This window comes from Salinimicrobium xinjiangense DSM 19287, from assembly GCF_000423585.1.
Lineage (GTDB): Bacteria > Bacteroidota > Bacteroidia > Flavobacteriales > Flavobacteriaceae > Salinimicrobium > Salinimicrobium xinjiangense.
Map to the genome: position 1 here is coordinate 160,095 of NZ_AUIG01000011.1, position 10,645 is coordinate 170,739.

15 protein-coding genes are annotated in these 10,645 nt (G+C 40.4%); all 15 read left to right on the forward strand.

The features are described from left to right. Window positions 1–2: 2 nt before the first annotated feature. The gene (locus tag G564_RS0105330; RefSeq protein ID WP_029036746.1) at window positions 3–188 is read left to right on the forward strand and encodes a cytochrome c oxidase subunit IV; all 186 of its coding nucleotides are present in this window, start codon (window positions 3–5) and stop codon (window positions 186–188) included. Beyond that, window positions 185–1,060, forward strand: a complete 876-nt coding sequence (locus G564_RS0105335; protein ID WP_029036747.1) for a cbb3-type cytochrome c oxidase N-terminal domain-containing protein — start codon at window positions 185–187, stop codon at window positions 1,058–1,060. Before G564_RS0105330 ends, G564_RS0105335 begins: the two co-directional genes overlap by 4 nt. 30 nt (window positions 1,061–1,090) lie before the next feature. After that, a complete protein-coding gene (ccoG, locus tag G564_RS0105340) occupies window positions 1,091–2,509 on the forward strand; it encodes a cytochrome c oxidase accessory protein CcoG (protein ID WP_029036748.1) in 1,419 nt (472 codons plus the stop codon). 11 nt (window positions 2,510–2,520) lie between these two features. Beyond that, window positions 2,521–2,814 (forward strand): cupin domain-containing protein, encoded by a 294-nt coding sequence (locus G564_RS0105345; protein WP_029036749.1) that lies wholly within the window; start codon window positions 2,521–2,523, stop codon window positions 2,812–2,814. A 4-nt stretch (window positions 2,815–2,818) separates the two neighbouring features. Further along, window positions 2,819–3,265: a FixH family protein gene (locus tag G564_RS0105350; RefSeq protein WP_029036750.1), complete on the forward strand. Its 447-nt coding sequence runs from the start codon at window positions 2,819–2,821 to the stop codon at window positions 3,263–3,265. Next, window positions 3,265–3,966 carry a sulfite exporter TauE/SafE family protein gene (locus G564_RS0105355; protein ID WP_029036751.1) on the forward strand — a complete coding sequence of 234 codons (702 nt, stop codon included), beginning with the start codon at window positions 3,265–3,267 and terminating at the stop codon, window positions 3,964–3,966. Before G564_RS0105350 ends, G564_RS0105355 begins: the two co-directional genes overlap by 1 nt. 370 nt (window positions 3,967–4,336) lie before the next feature. Next, window positions 4,337–4,927, forward strand: a complete 591-nt coding sequence (locus G564_RS0105365; protein WP_029036752.1) for a YceI family protein — start codon at window positions 4,337–4,339, stop codon at window positions 4,925–4,927. Between the two features lie 54 nt (window positions 4,928–4,981). Continuing rightward, a complete protein-coding gene (locus G564_RS0105370; protein WP_029036753.1) occupies window positions 4,982–6,259 on the forward strand; it encodes a dehydroquinate synthase/iron-containing alcohol dehydrogenase family protein in 1,278 nt (425 codons plus the stop codon). A 70-nt stretch (window positions 6,260–6,329) separates the two neighbouring features. Continuing rightward, on the forward strand, window positions 6,330–6,902 hold the full coding sequence (locus tag G564_RS0105375) for a YceI family protein (RefSeq protein WP_169578112.1): 573 nt from the start codon (window positions 6,330–6,332) through the stop codon (window positions 6,900–6,902). 5 nt (window positions 6,903–6,907) lie between these two features. Then, window positions 6,908–8,182 (forward strand): acetyl-CoA hydrolase/transferase family protein, encoded by a 1,275-nt coding sequence (locus G564_RS0105380; RefSeq protein WP_037373532.1) that lies wholly within the window; start codon window positions 6,908–6,910, stop codon window positions 8,180–8,182. A 57-nt stretch (window positions 8,183–8,239) separates the two neighbouring features. After that, window positions 8,240–8,539 (forward strand): thioredoxin, encoded by a 300-nt coding sequence (gene trxA, locus G564_RS0105385; protein WP_029036756.1) that lies wholly within the window; start codon window positions 8,240–8,242, stop codon window positions 8,537–8,539. Window positions 8,540–8,543: 4 nt separating this feature from the next. Continuing rightward, window positions 8,544–9,137 (forward strand): Crp/Fnr family transcriptional regulator, encoded by a 594-nt coding sequence (locus G564_RS0105390; protein WP_029036757.1) that lies wholly within the window; start codon window positions 8,544–8,546, stop codon window positions 9,135–9,137. A 119-nt stretch (window positions 9,138–9,256) separates the two neighbouring features. Further along, window positions 9,257–9,547 carry a hypothetical protein gene (locus G564_RS0105395; RefSeq protein WP_029036758.1) on the forward strand — a complete coding sequence of 97 codons (291 nt, stop codon included), beginning with the start codon at window positions 9,257–9,259 and terminating at the stop codon, window positions 9,545–9,547. A gap of 10 nt (window positions 9,548–9,557) precedes the next feature. After that, window positions 9,558–9,944, forward strand: a complete 387-nt coding sequence (locus G564_RS0105400) for a group III truncated hemoglobin (protein ID WP_029036759.1) — start codon at window positions 9,558–9,560, stop codon at window positions 9,942–9,944. Between the two features lie 452 nt (window positions 9,945–10,396). Then, window positions 10,397–10,645 (forward strand): hypothetical protein (locus tag G564_RS0105405; protein ID WP_029036760.1); only part of this gene is annotated, 249 nt, incomplete at its 3' end.

Consider the following 10,645-nt stretch of genomic DNA (forward strand, 5'->3'; position numbering starts at 1 on the left):
TCATGTTAAAATTCGTAAAAGGACATATGGAGAGTATTGCAGGGATAGAGGTCTACCCTATTATTTCCCTGCTCATTTTCTTCCTCTTTTTTGTAGCCCTATTCTGGTGGGTATTTACCGCCAAAAAAGATTACATCAACACTGTAGAACAAATCCCTTTAGAAACCGATAACGACCAGAACCTATGAGACATGCAATTCCGGCCTGGATAAGGATCCCCATCATCTTTTTAATCATTGCAGGAGCCCTGGAATATTTTATTGATTCAGGTGAAAACTTTGCCTTTATAGAATACCCCATGCTATCGGCAGTTTTAGTGGTTATTTTGCTCTTTCTCATTGCTGCGGAACTCATTCTGGATGCCCTTGAGAACGTGCTTTTCCAATCTCTTTCTCCTGAAGCCAAAGAGCGGTACATGGCTGCTCACCAGGAAAGAATGAAGAAGTATGACCTTAAGAGGATCTACAGAAAACTTGCAGGAACCCGTCCTATTTCTGAAGAAGGAGAACTGGAGCTAGACCATAATTATGATGGCATCAGGGAGCTTGACAACAAGCTTCCGCCATGGTGGCTGTATTCCTTTTATGCTTCCATCATTTTTGCTGTGGGATATATGGCTTACTATCATATGCTTGGAGGTGAAAACCAAACAGCAGAATTCGAACAGGAAATGCTTGCTGCAAAAATTGCTGTCGAGGAATACAAGAAAAGTGCACCAGACCTTGTTGATGCAGAAAGTGTAGTAATGCTTACAGAAGCTTCAGATCTTGAAACAGGAAAAGCTCTTTACAATACTAACTGTATGGCTTGTCATGCCGCTGACGGTGGGGGAGGAATTGGTCCCAACCTGGTTGATGAACACTGGATCCTGGGTGGCAGCATTCAGGATGTTTTCCACACTATTAGTGAAGGAGGACGTGCAGGAAAAGGAATGGTTGCATGGAAATCAATTTTAAAACCTACAGAAATACAGCAGGTTTCCAGTTATATATTGAGTCTGCAGGGTTCAACTCCCGCTAATCCAAAAGCTCCCGAAGGAGACGTTTGGGAAGCTGAGTAAGAAGGAAGCACAAAGATCTAAACTAAAGAATTGGATACAACAGAAAACAACTTCAGGGACAGGATTGGCACCATGAATGATGAGGGCAAAAGGGCCTGGGTGTATCCTAAAAAACCGCAAGGCAGGCTGTACAGGTACAGGACAGTCCTTACCTGGTTCCTGTTGATCTTTCTTATTGCCTCTCCATTTATTCATATAAATGGAAACCAGTTCATGTTGTTCAATGTGCTGGGTCGGGAATTTAATATTTTTGGACAGCCTTTCTGGCCGCAGGATTTTTATATAGGGGTTACCGCCATGATCATAGGGGTACTCTTTATTACCCTATTCACATCGGCCTTTGGAAGGATATTCTGCGGATGGATATGTCCCCAGACCATTTTTATGGAAATGGTCTTCCGCAAGATCGAATATTGGGTAGAAGGAGACCGGGGTGCACAGATAAGACTAGATAAACAGGAATGGAACAATGAAAAGATCAGGAAAAAAGGTTTTAAATGGTTTTTGTTCTTTCTGATCTCTTTTGGAATCGCCAATGTTTTCCTGGCCTACCTGGTAGGCAGTAAAAGATTGTTACAATACATTACAGAAGGGCCTCTGGAGAACCTCAGCACCTTTATCGCGCTATTGATCTTTACCGGAGTGTTTTATTTTATTTTCTCCTGGTTTCGGGAGCAGGTTTGTACAATCGCCTGCCCCTATGGAAGATTGCAGAGTGTACTCCTCGACAAAAAATCTGTAGTAGTTGCCTACGATCATAAAAGAGGTGAAAGAGACCTGGGAAGGTCGAAGTTCAAAAAAAATGAGGACAGACAGGAGTTGGGAAAAGGGGATTGTATTGATTGTTCCCAATGTGTTCATGTTTGCCCTACAGGGATTGACATTAGAAATGGTACGCAGCTGGAATGCATCAATTGCACAGCATGTATTGATGCCTGCGACGACATGATGGAGAAAGTAGATCTTCCAAAAGGACTCATAGGATTTTATTCTGAAGAGAATATTGAGAAGGAAGAGAAGATGAAGTTTAATCCCCGCATGAAAGGATTTGCGGCAATTCTTTTTGTCCTGGTTGGCATCCTCTCCGGAATGTTATTTCTACGATCTGATGTGGAGGCTACAGTTTTGAGATTACCCGGACAATTATATGAGACTCATGAAAATGATATTATTAGCAATGTCTACACTTTTAAGTTGATAAATAAAACCACAGGCAGCTTTGAGGATGTACATTTTAAATTATTGTCCCATAACGGAAGTATTGAATCGGTTACCCATGAGAGAATTGTGGTGCCGGGTAAAGGTCTGGCAGAAGGGACCCTCTTCATTGAGATCCCCAGGACGCTTATAAAAAATGAGAAGAATAACGTGGAAATTGGAATATACAGTGGTGAAAAATTAATTGAAACCACCAGTACAAATTTTATGGGGCCAAGAAGCTTCAGGTAAAAAGAGAGCCTATGTTGAAAGATATGATTGAGCAGTTGACTACAGCATCCAAACCCCTGGTTAAAAGATTTGAACAGGAAGAGGGTTCTCATGTTCTGGCTATCGGGCTCGGGAAAGATGTTATCCTGAAGGAACATAAAAGTGATATTCCTGCGAGAATACTTGTTATCAAAGGTGCTATTATATACATAGCGGGTGACAAGAGAAAAGAATTAAACATTTACGACGAGCATGTGATTCCCGTTGGGGAATACCATTCTGTCGAACCATTGGAAGACAGTGTTTTTCTGGTAATTAAAAAATAAGATCATGAAATTATCCTGGGGTTCCTCCATTGTCCTGGCTATTATAAGTTTTATAGCCTTTATCATGTTTTTTGTAGTGACAATGATGACAGATGAAGCATACGACCATGATCTGGTTGTTGAAGAATATTATAAAAATGAACTTACTTTCCAGGAGCAACTGGATAAAACACAGAATGCTACCCTGCTCTCGGAAAATATTCAACTGAAACAAACTACTGAAGGTTTACTTATAAGTTTTCCTGAAGAATTAGAGTTTGCTTCAATTAAAGGAAGTGTGTTCCTATACCGGCCGTCGAACAAGCAACTGGACAGTGAGATTCCTCTTTCACTGTCTTCTAATCAATTGCTCGTACCTGATAAGAACTTGTTAGGCGGTCGCTGGAACATCATCGTGGACTGGGAATACCAGGATGAGAAATTTTATTTTAAACAGGACATTATTTATTAATGCTGTATACGGCTTTCATATTAGGTTTACTGGGTAGTTTTCACTGCATTGGCATGTGTGGCCCTATTGCCTTTATGCTGCCGGTTTCCCGGGACAATGAGGTGAAGAAATTTCTCCAGATCCTTCTTTATCACTTTGGCCGTTTACTTGCCTATAGCCTTATAGGCCTGACTTTTGGACTTATTGGAAAAAGCCTGAATCTTTTCGGATTGCAACAGCATTTATCAATAGGGATAGGCATTCTTATGATCCTTGTGATCCTGCTCCCGTCAGGCAGGTTTCAAAAATTCAATTTGTCACAGCCATTATATAGATTTATTGGACGAATTAAGTCCTCTCTTGGAGCTGCATTAAAGAAAAAATCCCCTGACACTTTTTTCACTATAGGTTTTTTAAATGGATTCCTGCCATGTGGCCTTGTTTACATGGCCGTCTTCGGAGCAATTGCGGCCGGAAGCATTTATACGGGGAGTTTATATATGCTCCTGTTTGGTCTGGGCACCATTCCTTTGATGACCACTGCAGTATATTTCAGCTCCCTTCTGGGAGGAACAATGAAGAGAAAGATTCAGAAATTTATTCCTGTATTTGTGGTGCTCATTGGCGCCCTGTTTATCCTAAGAGGATTAGGGCTTGGTATTCCATACATATCTCCGGCTTCCATAGGTCATGAGATCACATCCTCCGCTTCCTGCCACTAAAATCTTAAAAAAAAGTTATAGCATCCTTTTATGGGTCACTCAATTTTAAGGAATCAGGACCTTTTTGTCGGCTTTTTCTTTATAGAATTATCCACTGAGGTTAAAAAAACCTTAAGCTTATTATAGTCAAGGCTTTCCCTCTTTTTTTTTCTCAATTTTGCCATGTCAAAATATGAGAAGGATCACATTTATAGAGATATGAGCAGACACGGGAGCATCTAAAACCTGAATTCTATTGATCTTATAGAAATGTGAAAGAGAACATAATATTTTATTATGCATATATAAGAATCTGCCCGAAAGCTGACCCGCGTCATAATATAAACTCTATTTGTGCCCCATCTTTGTACCATAATTAAAAACAGAAATCATGAAAACGACAAAAAACCTTTGGTTAGTAATCGGAAGCTTTTTAGTAATGGTGTTTTCGGCCAGCACAACAATAGCACAAACATTTAATGTAAACAGTGCAGCGTCTAATGTTAAGGTTGAAGGAACATCAAATATCCACGACTGGGAAATGACTGCTAAGGAACTCCAGGGAGCTATTAAAGTAAAAATGGAAGACGGACAATTAGTGCAGATTGATCAATTGGATTTTGCAGTTGTTGCCGAAAGCTTGAAAAGCGGGAAAAGCGGAATGGACAAAAATGCTTATAAGGCCATGAACACCGATAAGCATAAAAGGATCACTTACCAGTTATCTAAAGTGAACAATCTTGACTGTACTTCCACAAGCTCATGTAAAATCGCTACAACCGGTGTATTGACAATCGCAGGTACTAAGAAAACAGTAGATATGGTATTTGATGCTAAAGTCTCAGGCGACAGAATCACCCTCACGGGAGCTCATAAAATAAAAATGACCGATTATAAGGTAGATCCTCCAACTGCAATGTTTGGAACCATTACTACCGGAGATGAAGTCACCGTTAAATTTCAAACAGTTTTCACCAAATAATGCTAATACAAAACAATTTTTAAAATTTCAACTATCAACTTTTAATTTATCACAATGAAAAATTTAATTAAATATTCAAGTATTGCTCTTATGATGGCCGTTGGCTTTCAGGCACAAGCACAAGATGTAGATGTCATCGTCGTGGAAGAGGAGAACAAATCAATTTGGGACAGAGACCTTCCTAACTTTAGAGCTCCGGACCAACGTGGTATTAGTGAGTTCGAACCAACAAAAGATACTGATTATGATTTTGATGGTGTACAGGTAAGATTGGGTGGTGCTTCTACAATTCAATTACAAGGTCTACGCCAGGAAAATGCTGCTGACGATCTTGCCGAACTGGGAACTAATTTTAACCTTGCTACGGCAAACCTTGATCTTGATGTTCTTTTAGCTCCAGGTATGAGAATGCACTTGAGAACATATCTTTCTTCTTTACACCACAATGAAGCCTATGTTAAAGGTGGATACATCCAAATCGATGGTCTGGAATGGATCAGCGAAGACCTGGCAGGGATTATGGACAACTGGAGAGTAAAAATTGGTCACATGGAGAATAACTATGGTGACGCTCACTTTAGAAGATCTGACAACGCTATGGCTCTTTACAACCCATTTGTAGGTAACTATTTAATGGATAGCTTTACTACTGAAGTTGGTGCAGAGGTTTACTATTTGAACGGTCCATGGTTAGCAATGGTTGGTTTTACCAACAGTACTATCAACCAAAGTTCCATAGAAACAGACAGAGACCCATCATACCTTGCAAAACTTGGTTTCGACAAGCAAATAAGTGAAGATTTCAGATTTAGATTAACCGGATCTGTATTTCACTCTGGTTACAGACCTATTGGTGCAAGAGGAGCTACACAATACCTTTACAGTGGTGACCGTGCAGGAACAAGATACTACAATGTAATAGAAGGTGATTTCAGAGCTGGTAGAATAAACCCTGCCACTGGAGCAGAACTTACTTCTTTCATGATCAACCCATTCATCAAAGTAGGCGGATTAGAGTTCTTTGGAATCTATGAAAATGCATCAACTGAAAATAATGATTGGAATCAGTATGCAGGTGAGCTTATCTACCGCTTTGGTGCAACTGAAGACTTTTACGTAGGTGCCCGTTACAACACAGTAAATGGTGAACTTGGATCTGGAGATGATGTAAACGTTAATCGTTTCAATGTAGGTGGTGGATGGTTTATGACCAAAAACGTGCTTGCAAAAGTGGAGTATGTAAACCAGCAGTACAATGACTATCCTGCCGGAACCATCTATGATGACGCCAAATTCAACGGATTCAACATTGAAGCCGTAATCAGCTTCTAAGCAACAAGATTCGTTTGAACTAGCCGAAATGGGGGAAATGATTTCCCCCATTTTTTTTACCTTTAAAAAAATGAAAAAAATTGCGTTTGTTTTATTGGTGCTTTTCACTGGTGCGATGAGTCACGCACAGGATTTTCAGAAAAGAAATGTAACGGTTCTGCCGGGCAGTGATCTTACTATCATAGGGGATTCGAATATTGCCGCTTTCCAGTGTGAATTTGAAACCTCTTACCTTAATGGCACTCAACAGATCACTTATAGCCAGACCGGCAACGAGATCAAATTTACAGGAGCAATACTCTCTTTAAATAACCGTGGCTTTGACTGCGGAAGCAAAGGGATAAACCGTGATTTTCACGACCTGCTTAAAACAGATCAATATCCGAGAATTCAGTTAGAGATCAATCAGGTCACTCTGCTTTCTCCTTCCCGGGGCCTGGCAACAGTAAATATCACTATTGCCGAAAAACAAAAGAAATATGAGGTACCTGTGAATATAAAGAATGGTGAAATAGCAGAATTCCGGGGTCGACTGGAGGTCAATATAAAGAATTTTAACCTCGAGCCTCCAAAAAAGCTCTTTGGAATGATCGTGGTGAAAGACGTGATTGAGATAGACTTTAATCTACTTGTAAAAAAATAATTTCTATGAAGATAGTATCGGCTGCCGAAGCAGTTTCCCATGTGAGATCTGGAGACCGGATTTTTTTCCAGGGTGCTGCAATGACTCCCAAAACTTTAATAGAAGCTTTAGTTGAACGGCACCGTGATTTAAGGGAAGTGGAGATCATCCATATCCACACCGAAGGTCCTGCTCCCTACACCGAGGAGCCATACCGGGAAGCCTTCTACACCAACAGTTGCTTTGCAGCAGGAAACGTAAGGGAAACCATCAATTCAAAATATGGTGCATATATTCCAATTTTCCTGAGTGAGATACACCTGTTGTTCAGAAAGAACATACTACCTCTGGATGTTGCTTTCATCCAGGTTTCACCTCCAGATAAGCATGGCTTCTGTTCTTTAGGAGTTTCTGTGGATATCACCCTCCCGGCCATACAAACAGCTAAGAAGGTAATAGCACAAATAAATCCGCAGGTACCGCGTACTCATGGGGACGGAATTATACATGTAAGCAAGATCTTTGCGGCCACAGAAGTTGATGTACCGGTAGACGTTCATCACCTGTCACAGCCTACAGAAATTGAGCAGCAAATAGGAAAGCATGTAGCAGAACTTGTAGAAGACGGCGCTACTTTGCAAATGGGGATTGGAGGAATACCAAATGTGGTTCTTAGCAATCTCTCCAACCACAGGCGGCTGGGCATTCACACCGAAATGTTTTCTGATGGGGTACTCCCGCTAATAGAAAAAGGTATTATTACAGGCGAAGAAAAGGAAGTTAAAACAGGTAAAATTGTCACCTGTTTCGCTATGGGTTCGCCAGAACTTTATGACTTTATTGATGATAATCCACTTGTACATTTTAAGGAAGCGGCATATACCAACGACACGGCAATTATTAGAAGAAATCCAAAGGTCACCGCTATCAACAGTGCTATAGAAATTGATCTAACCGGGCAGGTATGTGCAGATACCATTGGAAAGTATCAATATTCAGGCGTGGGCGGACAAATGGACTTTATTCGGGGTGCCTCTCTCTCTGAAGGCGGAAAAGCTATCATTGCCATGCCATCTGTAACGGCTAAAGGAGTTTCTAAAATTGTTCCCTATCTAAAGGAGGGCGCAGGCGTTACCACTACAAGAGCGCATGTTCATTATATCGCTACAGAATACGGAGTGGTAAATCTTTATGGGAAAAATTTAAAACAGAGAGCCAGAGCCTTAATTTCCATCGCACATCCCAATCATAGAGCGGCCCTGGAAGAAGAAGCTTTTAACAGAATTAACAACATCAGGTAATCATTAAAAATTTTATCATTTTTGACTACCTTTAGATGGCTTTAAAAAAGAAAGATCATGAAAAGTAGTTTTAATGAGATCATCAATGATGAGAAGCCGGTCCTCGTCGATTTTTTTGCCGACTGGTGCGGGCCCTGTAAAACCCTGGCTCCTATTCTTAAGGAGGCCAAAGCCGATCTGGGTGATGCCGTGAAGATCGTAAAGATCGATGTCGATAAGAATCAGCCACTGGCAGCAAAATATCAGGTTCGTGGAGTACCAACCCTCATCCTGTTCAAGAACGGGCAGCAGCTGTGGCGTCAATCTGGGGTTGTACCAAAATCTGACCTGGTACAACTTATAAAATCTCACCAGTAGTTATATGATCGACGAAAACCTGTTGGTAAAATACGGGGCAAGGAGAGTCTCTTTTTCAAAAGGGGACCAATTGTTTCGCGAAGGAGAATCGGCCAACAATTTTTACCAGATCGTTTCCGGGGAGATCAAAATGAACAACTACAACGAGGACGGTAAGGAGTTCATACAGGGAATTTTTTCGATAGGCCAGAGTTTTGGAGAACCTCCTTTACTTGCCAACGTCAAATATCCCGCAAACGCTGAAGCAATTTCTGAGGCCGAGGTTTTTCAGCTTTCCAAAGAGCAATTCCTGGAGCTGCTTTCCTCTAATCCCAAAGTACATTTAAAGATTACTACTACCCTGGCAAAGCGGCTTTATTATAAAGCTATAATGGTTTCAGAAATATCCAGTCAGGAACCGGAGCATCGCATTTTAAGGATCATTGATTACCTCAAACAGGTTGATAAGGTGGAAGGACAATTCGACTACCGCCTCGATCTTACCCGGCAACAACTTGCAGATCTCACCGGTTTAAGAGTAGAGACCGTTATTAGAGCTACAAAAAGCCTGGAGAAGAAGGGAGAGCTACAGATAAAGAAACGAAAAATTTACCGTTAAAAGCTCATTTTGAACCTTTTAATTAAAGCTTACCGGATATAAATGTCCGGTTTTATGATTCAGATCATATTCTCCGGGCACTCATACTTTTAATTTTACCTCATCAAAAAAAAATAGGTATGAGACTTTACAACACACTTTACAAAGATTTTGAGGACCTTTTTGTGGGATATTCAGCCGTTGCAATCATCCTTACAACCTGTTTAGGAGCTGCCGCGGCAATGGTTATTTTAATGAATGGTCATGATTTTATGCAAATGTTCCAGTTATTTCTGGTACTGGTAGGAGCAATGATCTACCTGGTATCGGTTCTTGCTCAAATGAAACCCAGGTTTGTTTTTAATAGCTTAATTTTGAGTCTGGTTTTGAGCAGTATTCTGCTACTGATCAATGTCTGGATGAGATATTAAAAAACATTTAATGAAACAGGATATTCAAAACCGGGAGGATGTATTTCTCCTGGTTTCTACTTTTTATAACAAAGTAAGAGCCAATGAAAATATTGGCTTCTTCTTTAATGAAACTATTAACGACTGGCCCGCCCACCTGGAGAAGCTGACCGACTTCTGGGAAACCAATCTGTTCATGGTTAGCAAATTTAGAGGAAATCCCATGAGAGCTCACAAGGAGGTCGACGAGCATTTTGAACATTCTATTGAGCAAAAACATTTCGGGGAATGGTTAACCATGTGGTACCAAACGCTTGACGAACTGTTCGAGGGGGAAAGAGCTAACATTGCAAAAAACAGAGCCAGGAATATGGCGCATAATCTGTTTATGAATATTTATATGAGCCGGGAGCAATAGGCTCCCGTAATCTGTGTTCTCGTCTGCTCGATTTTTAAAATCTGGAGGTTTTTAAAATAGTATCGGGAAAAAGAGAACTTTGAAGGCTTTAAATCCCTTTATATTTGAGCCTAAAGCCCAATTTAATTAAATTTTCTACCCACCACCACCTGAAGGTGGTGGCAATTCATTGCCTCCATAAAACTTCCAAAATTTATCTTATTGTGAATTGGCTCCGGCTTTAGCCGAAGGATTAAACATTTATCTTCCCGGGACTTTAGCCAAAACTATTGGAATTTAAATGTTCAATCATGAGATCTCTCGTCGCCATGTCTTTTTACCGAAAGAAATTCCTCTGTAGAAATGACAATTAGATACAACACGAAATTTAATCTTGAGTCCACTCTAAAAACAAAATTACTCGAATAATACTAAGAATGGACTATCTTTAAACCACTTTCCAACTCACTATCATGTTTAGAAAAACTCAGAATTCTTCTCAATCAGATCTCTTTTCTGGTTTTGGCCAATTGCTTGATGACAAGAAAGATAAGAAGCTAAACGATCCAAAGGCCTGGTACAATATTTTTTATAAGTATTTTATTTCCAGGATTGATGAAGAAAAATTTGCTATTCTTTTTTCGTCTACCGGTCGTCCCAATGCTTCGGTGAAGATTTTGGTGGGGATGATGTCTTTAAAAGAAGGTTTTGGCTGGAGTGAT

Excerpts from the sequence above, each read along its gene's own strand:
- G564_RS0105390 (WP_029036757.1), top strand. The coding sequence starts at position 8,544 with ATGATCGACGAAAACCTGTTGGTAAAATACGGGGCAAGGAGAGTCTCT.
- G564_RS0105350 (WP_029036750.1), top strand. The coding sequence starts at position 2,819 with ATGAAATTATCCTGGGGTTCCTCCATTGTCCTGGCTATTATAAGTTTT.
- trxA (WP_029036756.1), top strand. The coding sequence starts at position 8,240 with ATGAAAAGTAGTTTTAATGAGATCATCAATGATGAGAAGCCGGTCCTC.
- G564_RS0105375 (WP_169578112.1), top strand. The coding sequence starts at position 6,330 with ATGAAAAAAATTGCGTTTGTTTTATTGGTGCTTTTCACTGGTGCGATG.
- G564_RS0105330 (WP_029036746.1), top strand. The coding sequence starts at position 3 with ATGTTAAAATTCGTAAAAGGACATATGGAGAGTATTGCAGGGATAGAG.
- G564_RS0105380 (WP_037373532.1), top strand. The coding sequence starts at position 6,908 with ATGAAGATAGTATCGGCTGCCGAAGCAGTTTCCCATGTGAGATCTGGA.
- G564_RS0105355 (WP_029036751.1), top strand. The coding sequence starts at position 3,265 with ATGCTGTATACGGCTTTCATATTAGGTTTACTGGGTAGTTTTCACTGC.
- G564_RS0105395 (WP_029036758.1), top strand. The coding sequence starts at position 9,257 with ATGAGACTTTACAACACACTTTACAAAGATTTTGAGGACCTTTTTGTG.
- G564_RS0105400 (WP_029036759.1), top strand. The coding sequence starts at position 9,558 with ATGAAACAGGATATTCAAAACCGGGAGGATGTATTTCTCCTGGTTTCT.
- G564_RS0105370 (WP_029036753.1), top strand. The coding sequence starts at position 4,982 with ATGAAAAATTTAATTAAATATTCAAGTATTGCTCTTATGATGGCCGTT.
- G564_RS0105365 (WP_029036752.1), top strand. The coding sequence starts at position 4,337 with ATGAAAACGACAAAAAACCTTTGGTTAGTAATCGGAAGCTTTTTAGTA.
- G564_RS0105345 (WP_029036749.1), top strand. The coding sequence starts at position 2,521 with ATGTTGAAAGATATGATTGAGCAGTTGACTACAGCATCCAAACCCCTG.
- G564_RS0105335 (WP_029036747.1), top strand. The coding sequence starts at position 185 with ATGAGACATGCAATTCCGGCCTGGATAAGGATCCCCATCATCTTTTTA.